Source organism: Stenotrophomonas sp. 109824_Sma, from assembly GCF_056480025.1.
In genome coordinates this window covers 1,586,053-1,607,961 of the sequence record NZ_CM151078.1, presented here as the reverse complement: position 1 = coordinate 1,607,961, position 21,909 = coordinate 1,586,053, and the positions used below count along the sequence as shown (strand labels likewise).

Below are 21,909 nucleotides of genomic sequence, written 5' to 3'. Positions count from 1 at the left end.
CGTCGAAGGAGCGCTATTGTGTCCAAATTCCTTCACGCCGTCAACAGCCTTCACACGATGCGGTCACGGGCGTCCGCACTGGGGTACGCTGCCCCGCCCGGTCCCATTCGCCCATGTTCCTTCGCGGCACGCCCCTGTTGATCGCCCTGCTGCTGCATCTGCTGGTGGCGCTGCTGTACTGGGCACTGATTCCGCTGGGAATGAACGCGTATCGCGACCATTTCGGCTTCACCTCCCATCGCGACATCGGCCTGGGCATCGCCCAGTTCCATCTGTTCTGGATGTTCATTGGCGCCCAGCCGCTTATCGCGGTGTTGCGGCCATTGTTCGCCAAGGTGCTGGTGCTGGCGATCCCGTTGGTGTTCGCGACCTGGACGCTGATGCACAACCACCCGCTGCGCCTGCTGTACTTCACCATCGGGCCCGGCCTGCTGGCACTGGCCGCAATCGCGGTGAGCCTGCGCTATTCGTCGCGCGGAACCTCCCGCCCCACCACGGACACCGCCGATGCCTAGACGTTACATCCGCCTGTTCTGGCTGCTGGTCGCGCTGACCTGGCTGGCGCTGATCGCTGCGCTGGTCAATGCCGGCTTCACTCCGGACTACTGGCTGCTGCACCACCTGGAAGGCGCCGAGCTGCCCTACCCGACCAGCACCGTCATCGTGTTCGCGCTGCTGGGAGCCGTCGAGCTGGTGGTGGCCGCACTGATCGTGCAGCCCTGGAAACTGAGACGCCTGTGGCTGCGCCTGCTGATCGCGTTCGCGTTGCTGGTGGTGTGGTCGGTGCCGTGGATGCTGTCCGCGATGCACCAACCGCCGGTGCACGGCATGCACCTGCTGTGGTTGCTGCTGCTGGACGTGGGGCTGCTCCTGGCGCTGTGCGTGGTGTCTGCAGTGAGTGCGTGGCGAACCATCAGGCGTCGAGGGGCCCCATAGGTGGCCCCGTCGCAACACCAGGCTTACTTCCGGAACTCCACCCGCACGTGCTGGCCGAAGCGCGCCTTGGCCTCGCCATCGAACTCCAGCACGCACTCCACCACCTTGGCCACGCCGCGCCCGGCATCTTCGGGAAGGCGTGCCTGCGCGAACACGGGGCTGATGCGCACCACGCGTGCGGACGGCAGCGTGCTGGTGTTCTCGGCACCATCGCTGTCCGGCACCACGGTGGCCTTCATGCCCACCTGCACGGCATCGGCATAGGCGGCGCTGAGTTCGGCGCGCACCTGCAGCGGACGCGCCGGCAGCAGCGAGATCGCCGGCTTGCCAGCCTGCACGAAGGCGCCGAGGCCCGGCACCTGGCCGACCACGGTGCCGGCTTCCGGCGCGCTCAGCGACATCTGCTGCAGTTTCAGTTTTGCGTGTTCCAGCTTGTGCTGGGCCATGTCGACCTGCGCACCGGCCACGTCGACATCGGCGCGCACAGCAGCCAGCTGCTGCTTGGCCGCATCGGCCTGCTGGTTGGACGACACGCCTTCGCTGGCGCCCGTGGACAGGCGGGTGGCGTTGCGCTCCAGTTCGCGCAGCTGCGCCTGGCCGCCCTTCAGGCGGTCATTGGCCAGGGCGAGATCGGCGGTGGCCATCGCCACCTCCTGCTGCAGCAGGGCACCATCCAGCGACAGCAGCAACTGTCCCTTCTTCACCGTGGCGCCCTCCTTCACCGGCGCGGCGGTGATCGAGCCATCCACCGGCGGCGCCAGCGCGATCAGGCCACCCTCGACGTCGATGATGCCGCGCGCCACCGCGACCTTGCCGGCGGTGGCAGCGCTGGCTTTGCCTGCAGGTGCTTGGGCAGGCGCGTCCTTGGAACAGGCGCCGAGCAGCAGTGCCGCGGACAGGGCCAGGCTGAGGGGGAGCAGGTGCGACGTCTTGGTCATGGGGCGGACTCTACAGTTTCGTTCTGGCGGCGGTCATCACGGACCATGCCGTCTTCCATGGCGATCACCCGATCGGCATGCCGGATCAGGCGCGGATCGTGGCTCACGCACAGCACGGTGGCGCCATGCGCACGTGCGTAGCGGTGCAGGATGTCGATCACGCGCTGGCCGTTCTCGGCGTCCAGCGCGCTGGTGGGTTCGTCGGCGAAGATCAGCGTCGGTGACTTGGCGAAGGCACGGGCAACGGCCACACGCTGCTTCTCACCGCCGGACAGCTGCGCCGGGCGCATGTGGCTGCGGTGGCTGAGGCCAACCTCCTCCAGCGCCCTGCGGGCCAGCGGTTCGCTTTCGCGATTGCTCATGCCGCGGTAGCCCAGCGGCAACTGCACCTGCTCCAGCGCGGTCAGCGCCGGGAACAGGTTGAAGCCCTGGAACACGAAACCGACATGGTGCAGGCGGAAGCGCTCCACTTCACTGCGACTCATGTGGCCCACGTCCTGGCCGAGCGCGTGCACGCGACCGCCATCGGGCGATGACAGGCCGGACAGCAGCGACAGCAGCGTGCTCTTGCCGCAGCCGGACGGGCCCGACACCAGCGTCAGCTCGCCGGGATAGATGTCCAGCGACAGGCCGCGCAGCACCGGCACCTGTACATCGCCGGACATGAAGCCCTTTTCCAGTGCGTCGGCCTGCAGGGTCGGGGCGACGGCGCGTGTAGAAGTCATCGGCCGGTCCTCAACGCAGCAGCAACGATGGATCGGAGCGGACGACACTGCGTACCGCCATGATGCTCGACAGCATGGCCATCACCGCGACCAGCGCTACGCAGCCGATGATGACCATCGGCGTCAGCTGCACCGGCACGCGCTGGGTCTGTGCGATCAACAGCACGACGGTGCTGAACGCCGCCGCCAGCAACATGCCCACGCCGCCGATCAGCAATGCCTGCTCGAACACCACCCGCGCCAGCGCATAGCGGCCGGCACCGAGTGCATTGAGCGTGGCGTACTCGCGCACCGAGCCGGCCACTACGGAAGCAAACGACTGGTTGGTGATCACCGCGCCGACGAAGCAGACGATGACGGCCATGAACAGCACCGCGATGCCGGCGCCGGTATCGAACAGCCAGTATTGCTGCGAACGGCTGGCAAACTCCGGTGCGGTCCAGAACTCGACCGGCGTGGCCTGGCCCATTGACGCCGCCAGGCGATCACGCACGCGATCGGCCAGGTCGGGCGAGCGCAGGCCGGCCACGAAATAGGTACTGCCCTCATGCGGGTCGGTACCGGCGATGGCGCGCGCGGTATCCAGCGAGGCCAGCACGTTGACGCCACCGAGGCCACGCAGGCCGGGTTGCGCAGCGACCACGCGCACCGCCTTGCCGTTGATCCACGCACGGTTGTTCTGCAGGTCCACGCCCAGCGTGTCCAGGTCGGCGTTGTCGACGATCACCGCACCCGGCTCACGCAGCTGCGCGCGCAGGTCGGCAGGCAGGATGCGCGCGAACATCATCGCGTCGTCCCGGGTGGAGATGCCGGACAGGTACACCGACACGTTGCCGGTGCCCTGCGCGCCGGACCGCCATTCGCCATCGACCCACTCGTAGGGCTCGACGCGGGTGACATCCGGGTCCATGCGCAGATGGCTTTCGACATCCGCGCTGATTGCATGGCCGTAGTTGACACTCTGGGTGCCGGGGAAACCGGCCCAGATATCGGCGGATGAAGCCTTCACGTAGATCGCGGCGGTACCGAAGATGCCCAGCACCAGTGCCGCCTGCACGATCAACAGCACGCCGGCGAAACACATCGCCAGCACCACCGGCAGGAACCGGCGCCACTCGTAGGCCAGGGTCTTGCGGGCCAGTGCGATCATTGCGAATCGCCCTCAGCCTCGACCGGCAGCGGTGCGCCGCCCAGGGCGCGGTACAGCGAGGCGAACGCGAGCACGCGCGCGCCCTGCGCACCGATCAGATCGGCCTGCGAGGCCAGTGCGGCACGCTGCGTGTCAAGCCCATCGAATTCGCTGGACAGGCCAAGCTGCACCTGCCGCGCCTGGCGCTTGACCTGCTGGCCGGCGGCATCATCGGCCGCGCGCAGCGACTGGATGCTGCTGTCCTGGCGCGCCAGGCTGCCCAGTGCGCCTTCCACTTCGCTCACACCTTCCAACACCGCCTTGCGGTAGCCGAGCAGCGCGGCATCCAGCTGCTTTTCATCGGCATGGAAACGCGCGCGACGCTGGCCCCAGTCCCACAGCGGAATATCGATGTATGGGCCGATCGACGGACTGGAGTCGGAGTTGGAACGGGCGTTCTGGGTGAGGTTGTAGGCGTACAGGATCGAGCCACCAAGACTGACCCGCGGATACATCGCGGCGCGCGCGGAGCCCTTGCTGGCCGCGGCCTGCATCACCTCCGATTCGGCCAGCAGGATCTGCGGCCGATGGCGCAGCAGATCAGCCGGCACCTGCTGCAGCGAGAACGCGCCCAGCTTTGGCGGCGTGCGATAGGCGCGCCAGGACGGGTCCGGACCATCGCGTCCCAGCAGCAATGCCAACGCACGGGCAGCGTTGTCCGCATTTTCGCGAGCCTGCGCCGTGGCCGCCCGGGTCGCCGCCTGGCGTGCACGCAGGCGATCAAGTTCGCCGGGCTCATCCAGGCGCAGGCGCTGGCGTACCAGAGCCAACTGTTCGCCGCGATCGTCCACCGCCTGCTGGCGGGCCAGCAGGTCCTGCTGGGCCTGCGCCACGGTCAGATCCAGATAGCTGCGCACCACGTCGGCGATCACCGCCACCTGCGCGGCGCTACGCAGCGCCTCGGCATTGCCGGCCGAGGCCTGCGCGCTCAACTGGGCGCTCTCGGCGGCGCCGAACAGGCCCAGGTCCCAGATCGCTTCGATACCGGCGTGGAAATAGGTGTCGACCGCGGCGGCGTCCTGGACCTGCTTGGCGCTGGCCGAGATTTCCGGCAGGAAGCGCGAGTCCGAAGTGCCGGCGACAATCCGCACGGCCTGCAGGCGCAGCGTGGCCTGCTGCAGGTCGAGGTTGCCGGTGATGGCCTGATCGACCAGTCCATCCAGCGCCGGGTCGGACAACACTTTCCACCACTGCTTGGCGTCCACTGCCACGCCCTGGCCCTGCGGCACCTGGGTCCAGGTGCTGGGCGTGCGATCAGGCAGGTCCGGAACCGGCACCGACATGCAGCCCGCCAAGGCCAGGCTTGCGAGCAGCGCGCCGGGGCGCAGCACTGCCTGCAGGGAGAATCCGCGCCCGGTCCTGGGCACTGCCACTGGAGTGATACGCCTGACCACCAGCCCGCCAACGTGTAGAAGGAGCATGAAGGCTACCGTGCGATTGTGGAGCGAACATGGAGAATTGGTCGAAAAACAGTCACAACGCGCAATCGGTTCAGGCAATGCTGCCATGGCCCTTTCGTCATCCTTTCACTGCCGGCAAGGGATGGAACACCGGATGCGCCTCCCTGCGATTGCACATTTTTCCGACGAACCACGTCCGGACGTCCCCACGTCCATCGGTGCATATCATTCTGATTACGACATTGAATCTCGATGACCGTCGATGGAGTGCGCCCCCCGGCCCGCTTTCCGGTCACCCGCGATCACCTGGCACACAGTCCTATCACGCCGGCAATGAAGATGCCGTGGCGCGACTGTAGCGGCCCTTGCAGCCAACCTTATGACAAACGAAAAACGCCCCCTTGCGGGAGCGTTTTTCTTGAATCTGGAGCGGGAAACGAGACTCGAACTCGCGACCTCAACCTTGGCAAGGTTGCGCTCTACCAACTGAGCTATTCCCGCAGATTTCGTTCGACCTGCGTCGAAGGAGCGCTATTGTGTCGATATTGCTGCACGGCGTCAACAGGAATTTTCACGTGACGTCAGCGGCGGCGTTCAGGCGCCCCTGCCTGCTCCCTTCACGTGCGCAGGCCGCGGCGATGGAAGTAGATCTGCTCGGCGATGCGCCGCGTGGCAGCCGTGTGCAGCAGCGCATTGAGCGGCCAATCGGCCTGCAGGTGATCCATCGCCCAGCGCAGCAGGCGCTTGCCGCGGAAGGCCGGGGCGACCTGCTGTGCTACCCGTTCGGCGTCCGGCCCTTGGCCACGCAGATGGCGGGCAATCGCCTCGCCGACCGCCCAGCCGTGCCGCCACGAAGAATGGATGCCCCCGGCCGACAGCGGCGAGACGATGCCCGCCGCGTCACCGGTCAGGATCAGGCGAGGGCCGCTGATCGGGCCGTCCGGCCGGCCGCACGGCACCAGACCGGCGCGGGTGGCCGAAGGGCGCGCCGAGGGCGGAATGCCGACCACATCGCGCACATGCTCAAGGAAGCCATCGATATCTGGCGGTCGCACCCGGTCCGGGTCATGGCGCACCGCCACCCCGACCTGCAGGCCGGTTGGATTCTGCGCGACCCAGCCGATGTAGCCCGGCGCATAGCGCTTGCTGACGAAGCAATGCAACGCATCACCCTGCGGCAACTGGAGGCCGGCGAACTCACGTTCGACCCCATAGAGGTTGTCACGCACCTGGCCGAGGCCAGTGCGCTGGGCCACGCGCGAACGCGCGCCATCGGCGCCGACCAGATAGGCGCACCGCCCCGCCCCTTCCACCTGCCAGCCGTCACCATTGCGATGGGCGTCGGTGAAGGACTGCTGCAGGCGAAGGTCTACGCCATTCGCGCGCAGCTCACTTGCCAGCCAGCGCATCAGGTTCGGCGTATCGGTGGTGAGGAAGTAATAGCCCGGCGCGGCCAGCAACACGCTGCGCAGGTTCGGCGCATACAGGCGCACGTTCGCGATGCGCTGCACCAGGTGCTCGGGCATGCGCCCCAACCAGGTCTGCTCCATCACCTCCTTCACCACGATGCCGGTGGTGTGCAGGCGCTCGCCGGGATCGGATTTGCGCTCGAGTACGCAGACGCGCAGGCCGTATTGGGCAGCGGCCAATGCGCAGGCGGCACCGGCGAAACTGGCGCCGACGATGACCACATCGTGGTCGTAGGCGGAGGATTGATGAGGCATCGCGACATCGCCGGACTGGAACGGAGATGCAGCTTCGCGAGCGCGCGTGGTGAGGCGATGGGGTGGCGGTGAAGCAGGGATGAAGTACCCTGGACTCAAACGAAAAACGCCCCCTTGCGGGAGCGTTCTTCTTGAATCTGGAGCGGGAAACGAGACTCGAACTCGCGACCTCAACCTTGGCAAGGTTGCGCTCTACCAACTGAGCTATTCCCGCTTGGGAGGCGAAATTCTACCTGTTCCAAGGATGGCGTCAAGCGCTTTTTCTCAGGGTCTGCAGGGTGCCCGGCGGCGCGTATCCACGCATGGCGTGGATCTACTACAGCATCCGCGCAAACCGATGGATCCGCATCATCCGTGGATGCAGCGTTTCCAGTAGATCCACGCCATGCGTGGATGGGGCATCACCGTAGATCCATCCAGCGCGTCGAGTAGATCCACGCCATGCGCGGATGGTTGCACCGATGGGCTCAGAGCCCTTTCCTGCGGAAAGGGATCCGACCCTGGGGCTCAGTTGCCCAGCTTCTTCTGCCGCGCACGCTCGCGCGCCGCGCGCTCGTCATCGCGCAGGCTCGGCCAGGCGGCGTGCAGGTACTGCAGGCCCGACCACAACGTCAGCACGGCGGCAATCGCCAGCGTCCAGTCGCCGATGTGGAACACCGGCCAGCCCATCCAGATGTCCTGCACCGGCACGTTCGGAGCCACCGAGTACAGCAGGCACAGCAGTGCGACCATCTGTGCGGTGGTCTTGATCTTGCCAATCATCGCCACGCGCACCTTGGCGCGCTGGCCCAGTTCGGCCATCCACTCGCGCAGCGCCGACACCGCGATCTCACGACCAACGATGACCGCTGCCCAGAACGCCATCCACGGCGTCGGGTGACCCTGCACGATCAGGAACAGCGCCACCGCCACCATCAGCTTGTCCGCGACCGGGTCGAGGAAGGCGCCGAAGGCCGACTCCAGCTGGTAGCGGCGGGCGATCCAGCCGTCGAGCCAGTCGGTGATCGCAGCCAGGCCGAAGATCGCCGCCGAAGCGAAGTTGGTCCAGGTGTAGGGCAGGTAGAACACCAGCACCAGCACCGGGATCATCACGATCCGCAACAACGTCAGCCAGGTGGGCAGGGTCAACTTCATGCTTGCGTGCTTCTCTCTCTACTCGGCCGCATCAGGCGTGGCCAACCCGTGCAGGTTAGCGTAGATACGCGCCGCGAGGGCGTCATTGATGCCTTCCACCCTGGCGATTTCCGCTTCGCCAGCGGCTTTCAGGCCCACAAGACCGCCGAAATGCTTGAGCAGGCTGGCACGGCGGCGCGGCCCGATACCGGGAATGTCTTCCAGCTTGCTGGTCATCCGCGCCTTCTGGCGGCGGCCGCGGTGGCCGGTGATGGCGAAGCGGTGCGCCTCGTCGCGTACCTGCTGGATGAACTGCAGCGCCGGGTTGGCTGCGCCCGGGCGCAGCTCGCGGCCATCGGGCATCACCAGCGCTTCGTGGCCGGCGCGGCGCTCCACGCCCTTGGCCACGCCCACCAGCAGCACGCCTTCCACGCCCAGGTCGGCCAGCGCGGCCTGTGCCTGCGCCAGCTGGCCGGCGCCACCGTCGATCAGCAGCACGTCCGGCAGCACGCCCTGCTCTTCCACTGCGCGGCGGAAACGGCGGTCGATGGCCTGGCGCATGGCGGCGTAGTCGTCGCCCGGCTCGATGCCGCTGATGTTGAAGCGGCGGTACTGCGCGCGCACCGGGCCAGCGGCGTCGAACACCACGCACGAGGCCACGGTCGCTTCGCCCAGGGTGTGGCTGATGTCGAAGCACTCCACCCGCTTGACCGGCTCGGCCAGGCCCAGCATGTCGCGCAGCGCATCGCTGCGCGCGTGCTGCGCATTGCGGCTGTTGAGTTCAGTGGCCAGGGTCAGCTGCGCGTTGCGGCTGGCCAGTTCCACATAGCCGGCGCGCTCGCCGCGCACGTTCCACTTCAGCTGCACCTTGCGCTCGGCCGAGGCCGACAGCGCGGCGACCAGCAGGTCGGCATCGGGAATCTCCCGATCCAGCAGGATCTCGCGCGGCGGCTCGAATTCGATGTAGTACTGCGAGACGAAGGCCGCAAGTACCTCTTCCGGGCTCTCCTCGCCATTGGTGCGCGGGAAGAACGGGCGGGTGCCGAGGTTGCGGCCATCACGGAAGGCCAGCAGCAGCACGCAGGCCTGCGAACCCTGCATGGCCACCGCCAGTACGTCGAGGTCGGCGGCGCGGCCGTCCACGTACTGGCGGGTCTGCATGCTGCGCAGCGAAGAGATCAGGTCGCGCAGGCGTGCGGCCTGCTCGAATTCCAGCGCCTCGCTGGCGGCCTGCATCTGCTCGCCCAGCTCACGGATCAGCTCGTCGCTCTTGCCTTCCAGGAACAGTGCAGCGCGGCGCACCGACTCGGCGTAGTCCGGCGCCGGCACCAGCTCCACGCAGGGCGCGCTGCAGCGACCGATCTGGTACTGCAGGCACGGCCGCGAGCGGTTGCGGAACACGCTGTCCTCGCAGCTGCGCAGCTTGAACAGCTTGTGCATCAGGTTCAGCGTCTCGCGCACGGCGGTGACGCCGGGATACGGCCCGAAGTAGCGCCCGGGGATGGCGCGCGGACCACGATGCAGCGCGATGCGCGGCCAATCCTCGCGGGTCAGCAGCACATGCGGGTAGGTCTTGTCGTCACGCAGCGAGACGTTGTAGCGCGGCGACAGCGATTTGATCAGCTGGTTCTCCAGCAGCAGCGCCTCGGCTTCCGAGCGCGTCACGGTCACGTCCATGCGCGTGATCTGCGAGATCATCGACATGATCCGCGCGTTCTTCGGGCTGCCGTTGAAATAGCTGCCGACACGGTTGCGCAGCGCACGGGCCTTGCCCACGTACAGCAGGGTGTCGTCGGCGGCGTACATGCGGTACACGCCGGGGGCGGTACTGAGCTGGGCCGCGAAGGCCTTGCCGTCGAAGGCCGGGGCGGGAACGTCGGTCATTCGCTGATCGGGACTTCGCTGAGCACGCCACTATCGGGATCGAATCGCAGCACGGCATGGGCGTCGGTTTCGGCGATCCACACCGCACCAGCCCCCACCGCCAGGCCGGCCGGGCCATGCAGGCGGCGCGGCAGCGGCTGGGTGGTCAGTTCACCGCCGCCCAGGCGCAGCGTGCGCAGGCGACCGTTGCCGGTATCGGCAATCCACAACAGCGGCGCGTCCGCGCTCAATGCGATCGCCTGCGGATACTGCAGGCTGGCCTGCGCACGCGGGCCGTCTTCACTGCCGAAGCGCCAGGGCCCCTGCCCGACCAGCGTCTGCACCAGGTCGCCGCGCAGCTGCAGTGCACGGATCGAGGATCCCAATGCGTCGGCGACGTACAGCACCTGCTGCACCACGGCCAGCGCGGTCGGCTGGGCAAAGGCAGCCAGGTGGCCGCTGCCATCACGCTCGTCGATGGAACCACTGCCGGCGCGCCATTGCAGGCTGCGCTGGCCCAGGTGGTAGCTCCAGATACGGTTGTCGCCGGCCATCGCGATGTGCAGCTGGTTGTCAGCGATGGCCAGACCGACCGGATGGTCCAGCGAGACCTGCCGCGCCTGCGCCACCGGACCTTCCACCGGCGCACCGGGACGCCCGTTGCCACACAGCGTGTCGACGATGCCGGTCAGCAGGTTGATGCGGCGCACCGCGTGGTTGCCGGTGTCAGCGACGTACAGCGAATCGCGCTCCAGCACCAGCGCCTGCGGGCGGTGGAACGCCGCTTCGGCGAGGTTGCCGTCCATGAAATCGGCGGTACCGAGGCCGAACTGGCGCAGGATGCGGCCGCCATGGCTGCATTCGAGAATGCGGTGATGGCCACTGTCGGCGATGTACAGGCGTTCGGTGCTGACCGCCAGCCCCAGCGGGAAACGCAGCGCCTGGCGCGGTTCCGGATGCAGTTCGCTGCCGCCGCGCGGCGGCGCCGAAGGCGCGCCCTGGCACAGCGCGTTCAGGGCGCGCTCCAGTTCACCGGGTGCTCCCTGCCCGACCAGCCGCTGCTGCTCGCGGCCCTGCGCGTCCAGCAGCACCATGGTCGGCCAGGCGGTGACTCCGAAGCGGCGCCAGCCATCCCAGTCGGCATCGAGCAGCACGGGCATGGCCAGGCCCTGGCGGCGCAGCAGCTTCAGTGCGGCATTGGCATCGCGTTCGAAATCGAAGCGCGGCACCTGCAGCACCAGCGGCTGCAGCTTGCCGGGGTGGCGCGACAGCCATTGGCCGAATTCGGCCAGGCGTTGCGCACTCCAGGCGGAGGCCGCATTGACGAACAGCAGTGCGACCGGCCGGCCGCGCAGTTCGGTCAGGGTGCAGGGGGTGGCATTGAGCCAGGTGGCGAACTCGGGCAGGTCCGGGACGGGCTGGACGTTCATGACCCGATTATGCCGGAGTCGGCGTCATGCAACAGTCGTGCCACCGCACGTTTTGCAGCATCGTCGACCAGCGACCAGACCTGTTCGAAATGATCGCTGCCGCCGGTGTAGGGATCAGGGATCGCTACCCGACCCTGCCCGCCCGACCAGGGCAGGTACAACGCCAGCCGTTCACGCTGCGCCGCCGACGCCAGGCGCCCGGCATCACGCAGGTTGGCCTCGTCGGCACACAGGATCCAGTCGAAACGGTCGAAATCCACGGCCTGCAGCTGGCGTGCGCGCAGGCCACCGATGTCCACGCCGTGCCCGGCCGCGCAGGCGATCGCGCGGCGGTCCGGCGGCTCGCCCACATGCCAGTCGCCGGTGCCGGCCGAATCAACCTGCACCTGCCCGGCCAGCGGCGAGGCATCCAGGCGTGCGCGCAGCGCCCCTTCGGCCATCGGCGAACGGCAGATGTTGCCGAGGCATACGACCAGCAGCCTCATCGCGCCGCCATCGCCTGCAGCAGCCCCTCGGCGCGCTCCAGGTCCTCGGGCGTGTCGATGCCCGGCGGGAACGGCTCGGGCGAGATCGCCACGCTGATCGGGTAGCCCGCTTCCAGCACGCGCAGCTGCTCCAGCGATTCGACCTGCTCGAGCTGGCCTGGCGGCATCGCCGCGAACTGCTGCAGGAAGCCGGCGCGATAGCCGTAGATGCCGATGTGGCGCAGCCAGGCATGGCCGTCCGGCAGCGTGTCGCGGCTGCGCGCGAAGCCGTCGCGGTGCCAGGCGATCGGCGCGCGGCTGAAGTACATCGCCTCGTTGCGCACGTTGCGCACCAGCTTCACCACGTTCGGGTCGAACAGGGTGTGCGCGTCCTCGACGGTCGTGGCGAGGGTCGACATCGGCGCATTGCCAGCGACCAGCGCATCGGCCACCGCGCGGATGCCGGCCGCCGGTGCGAACGGCTCGTCACCCTGCAGGTTGACCACCACCGTGTCATCGGCCCAGCCGGCAATGCGCGCGCACTCGGCCAGGCGATCGGTGCCGGAGGCGTGCGTGGTCGCGGTCATCGCCACCTTCACTTCGGCCAGCCCGGACAGCGCATCGGCAATGCGCAGATCGTCGGTCGCCACCCAGACTTCACGGGCACCGGCCTGCAGCGCGCGGCGCGCCACATGCAGCACCAGCGGCTCGCCGCCCAGCGGGCGCAACGGCTTGCCCGGCAGCCGCGAGGCGGCATAGCGGGCCGGGATGGCGACGACGAATTCGGTCATGCGGGCGGTACTCGGCAGGCTCGTTACAACGGGAATGCGGCCAGCGGCGCGTGAATGCAAGCGCCGCCGCGCCACTCAGTTCGGTCGCAGCTTGTCCAGGCGATCGGTCAGCGCCACCCAGAACGCCGCGGGCAGCTCGGCGCGCAGCGGAACCGCGTAGTGCCAGTCGTTGCCGAACGCACGGCATTTCACCGCGTCCTTCTCGGTCATCAATACCGGCAGCTGGCTGCCGAAGGACAGGTCCTGCGGCTGGTAGGCCTGGTGGTCGGCGAACGCATGCGGCACCACGCCGATCCCGCGCGCGCGCAGCATGTCGAAGAAGCGCTGGGGATGGGCAATGCCGGCCACCGCGTGCACGCGCTGGCCCTTGAAGTACGCCAGCGGGCGGGCCCGGCCACCGGCCAGCGGCTGCGCACTGTCGATGTGCAGCGCCATCGGCCACTGGCCGAAGCCACAGGCCTGGGCTGCGGTTTCCTCATCGGCCTGACCGAGGTTGACCACCCGGAAATCGCATTCGCTGGCGCGGCTGACCGGCTCGCGCAACGGCCCGGCCGGAATCATCCGGCCATTGCCGTAGCGACGCTGCGCATCGACCACTTCGATCTCGATGTCGCGCGCCAGGCGGTAGTGCTGCAGGCCGTCGTCGCAGACGATCACATCGCAGCCGGCCTCGATCAGCGCCTTGCCGGCGGCGACACGGTCGCGGTCCACGCGCACTGGCACGCCGGTCTTCCAGGCAATCAGCACCGGTTCGTCACCGCCCTTGGCGGTTGGCGTATCGGCCTGCACCCACAGCGGCTTGTCGGCGTCTTCGCGACCATAGCCGCGGCTGGCCACGCCTGGCTTCCAGCCGGCCGCGCGCAGGCGCTCGACCAGGGCAATGGTCAGCGGCGTCTTGCCGGTACCACCGGCGGTGATGTTGCCGACCACGATGACCGGCACCGGCAGCGAGTGGCGCTTGCGCCAGCCACGCCGATAGGCGCGCCGGCGCAGTGCGGTGACACCTGCGTACAGGGGCGCCAGCAGGCGCATCGTCCACGGAACCGGGGTGCCGTCGTACCAGTACGGCGGGGTCTGGGTACCCTTGCCGGCCATCAGTCCTGCCTTTCGCGGAACTGCATGCTGTGCAGATGCTGGTACAGGCCGCCCAGTTCGAGCAGCTCCTTGTGGGTGCCGCGTTCAACGATGCGGCCATGGTCCATCACCAGCACCTGGTCGGCATGCTCGATGGTCGACAGGCGGTGCGCGATGACCAGCGTGGTGCGTTCCGGCATCAGGCGCTGCAGCGCATCCTGCACCAGACGCTCGGATTCGTTGTCCAGCGCCGCAGTGGCTTCGTCGAGGATCAGGATCGGAGCATCGCGCAGGATCGCGCGGGCAATCGCCAGGCGCTGGCGCTGGCCACCGGACAGCAGCGCGCCGTTCTCACCCACCGGGGTCTGCAGCTGCTGCGGCATGCGTGCGATGAATTCCCAGGCGTTGGCAGCTTCGGCGGCCGCACGGATCTGCTCGTCGGTCGCTTCCATGCCATAGGCGATGTTGGCGGCGATGGTGTCGTCGAACAGCATCACCTTCTGACCGACCATCGCCACCTGGCGGCGCAGGTCGGCCAGCGGGTAGTCGTCCAGGGCCACGCCATCGAGGGTGATGACACCGCCGCTGGGCTCGTAGAAGCGCGGCACCAGCCGGATCAGGCTGGTCTTGCCGCTGCCCGAACGACCGACGATGGCCGTCACCGTACCCGGCCTGGCAACGAAGCTGATGTCATCCAGGGCAATGCCACTGTCTTCGCGATAGCGCAGCATGACGTGGTCGAACGCCAGTTCGCCGCGTACGCGCTGCACGCGGTGCTGGCCCTCGTCACGCTCCACCGGCATGTCGATGATGCCGAACAGGCGCTCGGCGGCGGAAACACCGCGCGAAATCGAGGTCTGTACGCTGGTCAGGCGACGCAGTGAGGGAATGATGGCCATCATCGAGGTCATCAGGCCCATGAACTGGCCGGCATTGAGGCGGCCCGCGAGGGCTTCGCGGGTCGACACCCAGACGATCACCGCCAGCGCCAGTGCGGCCAGGAACTGCACCACGCTGGACGCGGCGGCGCGGGTAACCTCGACCTTCATGTTCAGCGCCAGCATGCGGTTGGCCAGGCGCGAATAGCGCGAGATCTCGTGCTGCTGGGTGCCATGCACCTTCACTTCCTGCTGCGCGGCCAGCGACTGCTCGGCGGTCTGGGCCATCGTGCCCATGCCGTCCTGGATGCCGCGGCTGATGCGCCGGTAGCGCTTGCCGACGTAGGACACGATCACGCCGATCAGCGGCACCACCACCAGCATCGCCAGGGTGACCTTGACGCTCATCTGCAGCATCACCGCCAGCATCGCGATGATGGTGAGGGTATCGGCCACCACGGTCTTCAGCGCGTCGGCGCTGGCCTGGGTGACCTGTTCCGTATCGAAGTTGAGGCGGCTGACCATCACCGGCGTCGCTTCGGTATCGAAGTGCGACGACGGCAGGTGCAGGTACTTCTGCAGCACCTGCTCGCGCAGGTCGCGGACCACGCTGCGGCCGGTCTTGGCCAGCGTGTAGTCGCTGACCCAGGTGGCCACGCTGCGCATCAGGAACAGGCCGAGGATGGTCAGCGGCAGCACCACGGCCGCGCGCGGCTGCGGATCGACGAAACCTTCGTTGACCAGCGGCTCCATCAGCTTGGTGAAGTGGTAGCCGGCCAGGGCTTCGACCACCATGGCGATGACCGCGCCCACCATGAATACCCAGTAGGTGCGGGTGTAGCCCAGCAGACGTTTGTAGATCGGCCACACCGGCGCGTGATGGGAACTCATGGACGCACCTCTGGCGCAGTTGCAATGGCGATACGACGGAAACCGAGCTGACCGAGCGCGTCCTGCGCAGTCACCACGGCCTGGTAGGGAGTACGCGCGTCGGCGCGCAGCAGCACGGGCTGGCTGCGATCACTGCCGGCGACGGCGGCGATGGTCTGCTTGACCGACTCGACATCGCTGCGCAGCACTTCCTGGTCATTGATGAAATAGCGTCCTTCGGCGTTGATCAGCACGCTGAGCGAACGCGGCGGCTCGTTGTTGGGCTGCTGGCTGGCGGTAGGCAGCTGCACCTGCAGCGTCGAGCGCGCATCGAAGGTGGTGGTGACCACGAAGAAGATGATCAGCACCAGGATGACGTCGATCAGCGGGACCAGATCGATATGCGGCTCATCCTGGGATCGGTCATTGCCGATACGCATCGATCAGGCCTTCGCCGTGGCGGCGTTGGCCGGGCGTGCCGACGGTGACGGGTTCATCACCCCCGGGCGACCGTCGAGCGTGTCCAGCAGGGCGCTGGCTTCCTGCTCCATCTCCACCACGTAGCCGTGGATGCGGCCCTTGAAGTAGCGATGGAACATCAGTGCCGGGATGGCCACGATCATACCGGTGGCGGTGCACACCAGGGCCTTGCCGATACCGCCGGCCAGCTGGTTCACATCACCCACGCCATGGTCGAGGATGCCCAGGAACATCTGGATCATACCGATCACGGTGCCCAGCAGGCCCAGCAGCGGGCCGGCCGACGCGATGGTGCCCAGCGCGTTGAGGAAACGCTCCATGCGGTGCACCAGATGGCGGCCGGTATCCTCGATGCGCTCGCGGATCTGGTCGCGCGGGCGGTTGCGGGCTTCCAGCGCGGCCGCCAGCAGTGCGCCCAACGGCGAGTTGGCACGCAGGGTCTGCAGGTGCGCCGGGTCAAGCTTGCCGCGCGCGGCCCAGTTGCGCACTTCCTGGCCGAGGCCGGGCGGCAGCACCTCCGTTCGCCGCAGGGACCAGAAACGCTCCAGGATGATCGCCAAAGCCAGTACGCCCAACAGCAGCAGCGGCACCATCGGCCAGCCACCGGCCTTGACCAGTTCCCACACGTTTCAACCCTCCGGCCCAACGGCCGCTTGTTCGATCGGCGATAGGATAGCAGCCGACCGCGCCCGCCCAGCGGCATCCCACCACCGGGATGCATGGATACGCTGTTCACGCAGCTGCAGCCCTTGTGCGCCAAGCCATACGCGGATCGCACCAGACTCCACGGTGGACACCACCTCGGCCCCCTGCGCCTGCCAGCGCCGGACCACGTCCCGGCGCGGGTGGCCGAAACGGTTCTGGTGCCCGGCCGAGACCAGCGCCAGCCGGGGGGACACCGCCGCCACCCAGGGCGCGCTGGAGCTGCCGCCGCTGCCATGGTGCGGCACCAGCACCACATCCGCCTTCAGCGCCGCCGGAGACGCCCGCAACAGCGCCTGTTCGGCCGGACGGCCGATGTCCCCCGGCAGCAGGACCACGCCATGGGCGCCGGCCACGCGCAGCACGCAGCTGTCCTCGTTTTCGGCCCGCCGGCTGCCGGGATCCGGGTGCAGCACCTGGAAATCGACGCCGTCCCAGTGCCAGCGCAGGCCGCGCTGGCAACGCCCGGCCCCGGCGATCGTACTGCCCGGCGGCGCCAGCAATGACAGCCCCGGCAGCTGAAGACGCAGGCGCGGCAGGTTGCCCGCATGATCGAGATCGTCGTGGCTGAGCAGCACCCGCTCGGGCGGAGCCTGGCCCAACGCCCGCAGTGACGGAACCAGGATCCGCTCGCTGCCCTCGCCCCCGTTCGGCGGCCCCACGTCGTACCAGAGCGCATGCCGCGCGGTACGCAGCAACACCGCCGTTCCCTGGCCAACGTCGTGCACCAGCAGCTCCAGCTCCCCCTCGGCAGGGCGCTCGCGCGCCGGCCACAGCAGCGGCAGGCACAGCAGCAGGCCAGCCAGCCCGCCCCCGGCACCGCGTGGCAGCAGCCCCCAGAACACACCCAGCAGCGCCGCCGGCACGGCCCAGGCCGGCGCCTCGGCCAGCCACCACATCGCCTGCGGGTGCGCCGCCAGCGGCTGCAGGGCCTGCCAGCTGATCTCGAACAGCCACGCCGCCGCACGCCACGCCCAGCACCCGCCCCCCTCATGCAGCACCTGCAGGGCGGTGCCCAGCAGCGACAGCGGCACCACCAGCAGGGTCCACCATGGAATGACCGGCAGGTTCACCAGCGGCCCCAGCCAGGCGGTGCCACCGAACAAGGCGATACCCAGCGGCAACAGGCCGACGCTGGCCACCCCCTGTGCGGCCAGGAACCCGCGCAGGTTGGCAGCCATCCCGCGCGGACGTCCCTGTGGCAGGCACCACACCAGCCACAGCACGCCACCGAAGCTGAGCCAGAAACCCGCTGACAGCACCGACAGGGGCGCCGGCAACAGCAGCGCCAGCGCCGCCAACGCAAGCCCCTGCACGGCACCGAGCGGGCGCCGCCCGCTGCGTGCCAGTGCGATCAACCCGATCATCAGCGCCGTGCGCACGGTCGGCAACTCGCCGCCGGCCAGCAGCGCATAGCCTGCTGCGGCCAGGGCCGCGGCGCAGGCCGCAGCCTGCGGACGTGGCCAACGGCAGGCCAGCAGCGGGCACAGCCACCACAGCCCGCGGCACAGCAGCGCCCCCAGCCCCGCGACCACCCCGACATGGAACCCGGAAATGGCCACCAGATGGGTCAGTCCCAGCGCCCGCAACTGATCCCAATCACTGTCGGACAGGCCACGCGTATCGCCCAATGCCAACGCCTGCACGAAGCGCGCGGCCGGATGGGCCACCTGCGCGGCAATGGCGGCACTGGTGCGCTCACGCCATGCCGGCAGGCCATGCGCGGCCTGCAGCTCACGCGCGCTGGCCGGCGCCCGCACTGTCCCACTGCCGGACACGCCTCGCAGCAACGCATGGCGCTCACCGTCGAAACCACCGGGATTGATCCGCGAACGCGGCGCCCGCACGCGCAGGGCCAGATGCCACTGCGCGCCGGCCAGGACCTGATGGCGCCCTCGCCCGGCGTCGCTGGGATCGGTGGTACGCCAGGCATCGTTCCAGGTGACCTGCAGGCGCTTGCCACGCAGTGATGGCAGGTCGGTGCTCTCATTGACCTGCAGCAGGAAGCGGGTGTGCGCGGCGCCGTGATCCGGCAGATCGATGACCCGGCCACTGACTACCACATTCCGTGGCGGCTGGCCCGGTGGAAGCTGCTCCTGCAGCGCCCAGTGCCCGTGCACCGCCGTCCAGCCGACACCGAACAGCACGACCGCAGGCAGACGCCCGCGCCAGCGCAGCCCCCACCCTGCGCTGCCGAGCACGATCATCAGCGTGCAGGCCCACAGCGGCGGCAGCAGCGGCAGCTGCACGCAGGCCAGCGCGCCCAGCGTCAGCGCCGCAGCGGCGCCACTGCCCAGCAAGGGAGACGCGGAACGCTCATCGGCCATGCAGCCAGCCTGCCGCCGCCGGCAGCAGGTTGCCTATCGGGACTTGCCCCGAAGCTGCGTCAGCGTCGAACGCTGCCGCGATGGAAGTTGACCCGGAAGCTCGCGCCGCCCCCCGAGGCTTCGCCGACACTGACCGAGCCACCGTGGTGCTGCACGATTTCCTTCACCAGGTGCAGGCCGAGGCCACTACCGCTGCCCGCCGCGCGCAGGCGATGGAACGGTTCGAAGATCGCCTCACGGTCGCCCACCGGAATGCCCGCGCCCTGGTCGCTGACTTCCAGCAACCCGCGCGTATCCAGCCGCACGCAGATGGTGCCTCGGCCACCGCCATGCACGATCGCGTTGTGTACCAGGTTGGCGATCACCCGCCCCAGCGCCAGGCTGTCGCCGTGGATCCACACCGGCGCTTCCGGCGCATCCACTTCGAAGCCATAACCGGCGCCAACCACCAACGGCGCCAGGTCCGCCGCTGCTTCACGCACCAGCAGGGCCAGGTCCAGCCGCTGCAATGCACCCACGTTGCGGTCCAGGCGCTGCAGGTCGAGCAGGTGCTCGGCAACATTGCCCAGCCGTGCCACGTCGGTCAGCAGCTGCGATTTCAGCTCGCCCTGCGGCAGCTGCGACAGGCGCGCCTGCACCACGGCGATCGGCACGCGCAGCTCGTGCGCGGCGTCGGCAAGGAACTTGTCGCGCGCGGCATAGCCCTGCTGCACTTTGTCGATGGCGTCGTTGAACGCTTCCACCAGCGGTGCCACTTCCGTGGAGACCAGCTGCGCATCCAGGCGTGCACCGGGCTGGCCGATGTCCAGTTCCTTGGCCTGCTGCGCGGAACGGCGCACGCCTCGCATCGCACGGTGGATCACGGTCGGCATCACCAGCAGGGTGACGACGATCAGTGGCAGGAAGAACCACAGGCCGATCAGGCGCAACACCATCAGCGCGCCATCCAGCAGCCCACCCTTGGGTGCGCCACCGACCATCACCGTGATGCGGCGCCCATCCTCGTTGCGGATCATCACCCGTGCTACGTCCAGATAGGGCGGTACCAGCGAACCCAGTTCAGTGGCACCCACGGTCGGCAGGCGGGCGAGCAGCGGCGCGTGGATTGCCGGAATGGTGCCGCGCTCCAGCCACATACCCTTGTCGTCCACAGCGGCGAACCAGAGATTGCCGCCGGCGTTGGCATCGAGCTTGTCCCAGCGCGCCTGGTCCAGCACCAGGCGGCCGCCTTCGCTGTGCACCGCCTTGGCCACGGCCTCGGCAACGAACATGTCCATGCCCCAGGAGTCCTTGTCCCCCCAGGTCAGGATCAGCGCGACCACCGCGAACAGCACGGTAAAGGCCTGCGCCAGGAACAGGCGCCAGGCCAGGCCAAGGGTGATCGAACGGATCGGACGGGCCATCTCAGGCCTCCGCCAGCAGGTAGCCGACGCCCCGTATCACGTGGATCTCCACGCCGGCACCGGCCTGCTGCAGCGCCTTGCGCAGCTTGGAGATGTGCGCGTCGAGCGCATTGGACTGGATCTCATCGTCGAAACCGTACACCGCAGCCTCCAACGCACTGCGGGTGACCGTGCGCCCCTGCCGCATCGCCAACGCCTGCAGCACCAGCACCTGCCGCCGTGGCAATGCCAGTGGCTGGCCCTCCACCTGTGCCTGCAGCGATTCGAAATCGAACTCGAGCCGCCCCAGCCGCAGGCTTGGCGTCACCATCGCCGAGGGCCTGCGCGAAACGGCGCGGATGCGTGCCATCAGTTCCTCGATCGCCACCGGCTTGACCAGATAGTCATCGGCACCGACGTCCAGGCCTTCGACCTTGTCCGACAGCGTGCCCTTGGCGGTCAGCATGATCACCGCCAGGTTCGGCCGCAGCGCGCGCGCCGTCGCGACGAAGCCGGCGCCATCGCCATCGGGCAGCTGACGGTCGAGCAGCAGCAGCTGGTGCACCGGTTCGCGCAACGCGAGCGCGGCCTCGGCCAGGCTGCCGACCACGTCGGCGACCACGCCCTGCCGCTCCAGGCCCGACTGCAGGGCACGGGACAGATCAGGATCGTCTTCGACCAGGAGGATGCGCATCAGGGACTCGTCAACCGGAAACGCTGCCGATCATAGTGCCTGGCGCCGTGATTTTGCGCCCATGCATGCCGAACGCGCGGGCGCAATGTTCTGACAATGTTGCCCCGTCACCATGCGCAGCCATCCTCTGCAACGTGGCTGATCGATGCCGTCGCTGTCCCCGACCCTGCTGCGCCCGCTGCTGTTCACTGCTGCCCTCGGCGTGCCGCTGCTCGCCCATGCTGCCGGGCAGGACCCGGGCGTGCAGGCCGGCATCAGCGCTGGCGCCACCTCCGGCGCATACGCGCACTATGACGTCAAACCGCTGGTGGTACCGGCCGTTGCCTGGCAGGGCGAGCGCTTCTTCGCCAGCCCTGGCTCGCTGGGCATGTACCTCTACAAGGGCCAGGGACTGCGCCTGTCGGCGGCGGTCACGCCCTACACGCTGCGCTTCAAGACCGACGATGTGAACGATGCGCAGCTGCGCCGCCTGCACAGCCGGCAGATGTCGGCCATGGCGGGGATCAACGGTGAGTACAGCGCCGACTGGGGCATGGTCGAGGCCAGCGTGATGCGGGAAGTCACCGGCCATGGCGGCGGTATCGAGTCGCGCCTGCATTACAGCTACCCGATCCAGGCAGGTCGCTTCACCTGGGTGCCGCGGGCGGGTGTGGTGCATTCCAGTGCACGGCTGCTCGACTACTACTACGGCATCAGCGACGAAGAAGCACTGCGCTCGGGCCTCGCCGCTTACCGCCCGGGCAGTACCACGTCGCCGAGCCTGCAGATCGCGGTCAGCACGCCGCTGGGCACGAAATGGCGCGCCACCGGCGTGGTGGCCAACCAGTGGTTCGGTGATGCAGTGAAGGACAGCCCGATGGCACGACGTGGCACGCAGACGTCAGCCTTCGTTTCCCTGATGCGCGCCTTCTGAGCGCGTGCCCCCTACG

General features: G+C 68.4%; 20 protein-coding genes and 2 tRNA genes. 3 read left to right on the top strand and 19 right to left on the bottom strand.

Translation table 11 applies throughout. The features are described 5' to 3' along the window. The first annotated feature begins 113 nt into the window (after nucleotides 1-113). Nucleotides 114-515, top strand: a complete 402-nt coding sequence (locus ACZK1G_RS07460) for a hypothetical protein (protein WP_049446038.1) — start codon at nucleotides 114-116, stop codon at nucleotides 513-515. Next, nucleotides 508-936, top strand: a complete 429-nt coding sequence (locus ACZK1G_RS07455; protein ID WP_014036633.1) for a hypothetical protein — start codon at nucleotides 508-510, stop codon at nucleotides 934-936. Before ACZK1G_RS07460 ends, ACZK1G_RS07455 begins: the two co-directional genes overlap by 8 nt. A 23-nt stretch (nucleotides 937-959) precedes the next feature. Here the strand turns inward: ACZK1G_RS07455 and ACZK1G_RS07450 are convergent, their stop codons facing one another. The 19 genes from ACZK1G_RS07450 to ACZK1G_RS07360 form a co-directional block, all read right to left on the bottom strand. Next, nucleotides 960-1,874: an HlyD family secretion protein gene (locus tag ACZK1G_RS07450; RefSeq protein ID WP_101765240.1), complete on the bottom strand. Its 915-nt coding sequence runs from the start codon at nucleotides 1,872-1,874 to the stop codon at nucleotides 960-962. After that, complete coding sequence (locus ACZK1G_RS07445) at nucleotides 1,871-2,599, bottom strand: ABC transporter ATP-binding protein (RefSeq protein WP_101765239.1); 729 nt, start codon at nucleotides 2,597-2,599, stop codon at nucleotides 1,871-1,873. The genes ACZK1G_RS07450 and ACZK1G_RS07445 overlap by 4 nt, the downstream gene beginning before the upstream one ends. A 10-nt stretch (nucleotides 2,600-2,609) precedes the next feature. Continuing rightward, entirely contained in the window at nucleotides 2,610-3,749 is a 1,140-nt protein-coding gene (locus ACZK1G_RS07440; protein WP_101765238.1) for an ABC transporter permease, read from the bottom strand. Further along, nucleotides 3,746-5,209 (bottom strand): efflux transporter outer membrane subunit, encoded by a 1,464-nt coding sequence (locus ACZK1G_RS07435; RefSeq protein WP_101765237.1) that lies wholly within the window; start codon nucleotides 5,207-5,209, stop codon nucleotides 3,746-3,748. Before ACZK1G_RS07435 ends, ACZK1G_RS07440 begins: the two co-directional genes overlap by 4 nt. Before the next feature lie 404 nt (nucleotides 5,210-5,613). After that, nucleotides 5,614-5,689 (bottom strand) — tRNA-Gly (locus tag ACZK1G_RS07430). A 116-nt stretch (nucleotides 5,690-5,805) separates the two neighbouring features. Beyond that, on the bottom strand, nucleotides 5,806-6,912 hold the full coding sequence (locus ACZK1G_RS07425) for an NAD(P)/FAD-dependent oxidoreductase (protein WP_049446028.1): 1,107 nt from the start codon (nucleotides 6,910-6,912) through the stop codon (nucleotides 5,806-5,808). 138 nt (nucleotides 6,913-7,050) lie between these two features. Then, nucleotides 7,051-7,126: transfer RNA gene (locus ACZK1G_RS07420), tRNA-Gly, on the bottom strand. Nucleotides 7,127-7,419: 293 nt separating this feature from the next. Beyond that, nucleotides 7,420-8,046, bottom strand: a complete 627-nt coding sequence (gene pgsA / locus ACZK1G_RS07415) for a CDP-diacylglycerol--glycerol-3-phosphate 3-phosphatidyltransferase (protein WP_014036627.1) — start codon at nucleotides 8,044-8,046, stop codon at nucleotides 7,420-7,422. Between the two features lie 18 nt (nucleotides 8,047-8,064). After that, the gene (gene uvrC / locus ACZK1G_RS07410) at nucleotides 8,065-9,909 is read right to left on the bottom strand and encodes an excinuclease ABC subunit UvrC (protein WP_049446026.1); all 1,845 of its coding nucleotides are present in this window, start codon (nucleotides 9,907-9,909) and stop codon (nucleotides 8,065-8,067) included. Next, nucleotides 9,906-11,318, bottom strand: coding sequence for a nhl repeat protein (locus tag ACZK1G_RS07405; RefSeq protein WP_049446024.1), 1,413 nt, complete (start codon nucleotides 11,316-11,318; stop codon nucleotides 9,906-9,908). Before ACZK1G_RS07405 ends, uvrC begins: the two co-directional genes overlap by 4 nt. Then, on the bottom strand, nucleotides 11,315-11,803 hold the full coding sequence (locus ACZK1G_RS07400) for a low molecular weight protein-tyrosine-phosphatase (protein WP_049446022.1): 489 nt from the start codon (nucleotides 11,801-11,803) through the stop codon (nucleotides 11,315-11,317). The genes ACZK1G_RS07405 and ACZK1G_RS07400 overlap by 4 nt, the downstream gene beginning before the upstream one ends. Next, the gene (gene kdsB, locus ACZK1G_RS07395; RefSeq protein ID WP_101765236.1) at nucleotides 11,800-12,573 is read right to left on the bottom strand and encodes a 3-deoxy-manno-octulosonate cytidylyltransferase; all 774 of its coding nucleotides are present in this window, start codon (nucleotides 12,571-12,573) and stop codon (nucleotides 11,800-11,802) included. Before kdsB ends, ACZK1G_RS07400 begins: the two co-directional genes overlap by 4 nt. 75 nt (nucleotides 12,574-12,648) lie before the next feature. Beyond that, a complete protein-coding gene (lpxK, locus tag ACZK1G_RS07390) occupies nucleotides 12,649-13,668 on the bottom strand; it encodes a tetraacyldisaccharide 4'-kinase (protein WP_014036622.1) in 1,020 nt (339 codons plus the stop codon). After that, nucleotides 13,668-15,416 carry a lipid A export permease/ATP-binding protein MsbA gene (gene msbA, locus ACZK1G_RS07385; RefSeq protein ID WP_075674846.1) on the bottom strand — a complete coding sequence of 583 codons (1,749 nt, stop codon included), beginning with the start codon at nucleotides 15,414-15,416 and terminating at the stop codon, nucleotides 13,668-13,670. The genes lpxK and msbA overlap by 1 nt, the downstream gene beginning before the upstream one ends. Continuing rightward, complete coding sequence (locus ACZK1G_RS07380; RefSeq protein ID WP_014036620.1) at nucleotides 15,413-15,835, bottom strand: ExbD/TolR family protein; 423 nt, start codon at nucleotides 15,833-15,835, stop codon at nucleotides 15,413-15,415. Before ACZK1G_RS07380 ends, msbA begins: the two co-directional genes overlap by 4 nt. Before the next feature lie 3 nt (nucleotides 15,836-15,838). Then, the gene (locus tag ACZK1G_RS07375; protein WP_014036619.1) at nucleotides 15,839-16,501 is read right to left on the bottom strand and encodes a MotA/TolQ/ExbB proton channel family protein; all 663 of its coding nucleotides are present in this window, start codon (nucleotides 16,499-16,501) and stop codon (nucleotides 15,839-15,841) included. Nucleotides 16,502-16,504: 3 nt separating this feature from the next. Beyond that, nucleotides 16,505-18,904 (bottom strand): DNA internalization-related competence protein ComEC/Rec2, encoded by a 2,400-nt coding sequence (locus ACZK1G_RS07370; RefSeq protein WP_197659348.1) that lies wholly within the window; start codon nucleotides 18,902-18,904, stop codon nucleotides 16,505-16,507. Nucleotides 18,905-18,963: 59 nt separating this feature from the next. Beyond that, nucleotides 18,964-20,307, bottom strand: coding sequence for a sensor histidine kinase (locus tag ACZK1G_RS07365; RefSeq protein WP_014036617.1), 1,344 nt, complete (start codon nucleotides 20,305-20,307; stop codon nucleotides 18,964-18,966). A 1-nt stretch (nucleotide 20,308) separates the two neighbouring features. Continuing rightward, nucleotides 20,309-20,980, bottom strand: coding sequence for a response regulator transcription factor (locus ACZK1G_RS07360; protein WP_005415973.1), 672 nt, complete (start codon nucleotides 20,978-20,980; stop codon nucleotides 20,309-20,311). Nucleotides 20,981-21,125: 145 nt separating this feature from the next. On the opposite strand from ACZK1G_RS07360, the gene ACZK1G_RS07355 reads away from it, so the two are divergent. Continuing rightward, nucleotides 21,126-21,893: a MipA/OmpV family protein gene (locus ACZK1G_RS07355; protein WP_014036616.1), complete on the top strand. Its 768-nt coding sequence runs from the start codon at nucleotides 21,126-21,128 to the stop codon at nucleotides 21,891-21,893. Nucleotides 21,894-21,909 lie beyond the last annotated feature (16 nt).

Bases quoted from the DNA above. Each gene is read 5' to 3' on its own strand.
- ACZK1G_RS07460 (WP_049446038.1), top strand. From the start codon at position 114: ATGTTCCTTCGCGGCACGCCCCTGTTGATCGCCCTGCTGCTGCATCTG.
- ACZK1G_RS07455 (WP_014036633.1), top strand. From the start codon at position 508: ATGCCTAGACGTTACATCCGCCTGTTCTGGCTGCTGGTCGCGCTGACC.
- ACZK1G_RS07450 (WP_101765240.1), bottom strand. From the start codon at position 1,874: ATGACCAAGACGTCGCACCTGCTCCCCCTCAGCCTGGCCCTGTCCGCG.
- ACZK1G_RS07445 (WP_101765239.1), bottom strand. From the start codon at position 2,599: ATGACTTCTACACGCGCCGTCGCCCCGACCCTGCAGGCCGACGCACTG.
- ACZK1G_RS07440 (WP_101765238.1), bottom strand. From the start codon at position 3,749: ATGATCGCACTGGCCCGCAAGACCCTGGCCTACGAGTGGCGCCGGTTC.
- ACZK1G_RS07435 (WP_101765237.1), bottom strand. From the start codon at position 5,209: ATGCTCCTTCTACACGTTGGCGGGCTGGTGGTCAGGCGTATCACTCCA.
- ACZK1G_RS07425 (WP_049446028.1), bottom strand. From the start codon at position 6,912: ATGCCTCATCAATCCTCCGCCTACGACCACGATGTGGTCATCGTCGGC.
- pgsA (WP_014036627.1), bottom strand. From the start codon at position 8,046: ATGAAGTTGACCCTGCCCACCTGGCTGACGTTGTTGCGGATCGTGATG.
- uvrC (WP_049446026.1), bottom strand. From the start codon at position 9,909: ATGACCGACGTTCCCGCCCCGGCCTTCGACGGCAAGGCCTTCGCGGCC.
- ACZK1G_RS07405 (WP_049446024.1), bottom strand. From the start codon at position 11,318: ATGAACGTCCAGCCCGTCCCGGACCTGCCCGAGTTCGCCACCTGGCTC.
- ACZK1G_RS07400 (WP_049446022.1), bottom strand. From the start codon at position 11,803: ATGAGGCTGCTGGTCGTATGCCTCGGCAACATCTGCCGTTCGCCGATG.
- kdsB (WP_101765236.1), bottom strand. From the start codon at position 12,573: ATGACCGAATTCGTCGTCGCCATCCCGGCCCGCTATGCCGCCTCGCGG.
- lpxK (WP_014036622.1), bottom strand. From the start codon at position 13,668: ATGGCCGGCAAGGGTACCCAGACCCCGCCGTACTGGTACGACGGCACC.
- msbA (WP_075674846.1), bottom strand. From the start codon at position 15,416: ATGAGTTCCCATCACGCGCCGGTGTGGCCGATCTACAAACGTCTGCTG.
- ACZK1G_RS07380 (WP_014036620.1), bottom strand. From the start codon at position 15,835: ATGCGTATCGGCAATGACCGATCCCAGGATGAGCCGCATATCGATCTG.
- ACZK1G_RS07370 (WP_197659348.1), bottom strand. From the start codon at position 18,904: ATGGCCGATGAGCGTTCCGCGTCTCCCTTGCTGGGCAGTGGCGCCGCT.
- ACZK1G_RS07365 (WP_014036617.1), bottom strand. From the start codon at position 20,307: ATGGCCCGTCCGATCCGTTCGATCACCCTTGGCCTGGCCTGGCGCCTG.
- ACZK1G_RS07360 (WP_005415973.1), bottom strand. From the start codon at position 20,980: ATGCGCATCCTCCTGGTCGAAGACGATCCTGATCTGTCCCGTGCCCTG.
- ACZK1G_RS07355 (WP_014036616.1), top strand. From the start codon at position 21,126: ATGCCGTCGCTGTCCCCGACCCTGCTGCGCCCGCTGCTGTTCACTGCT.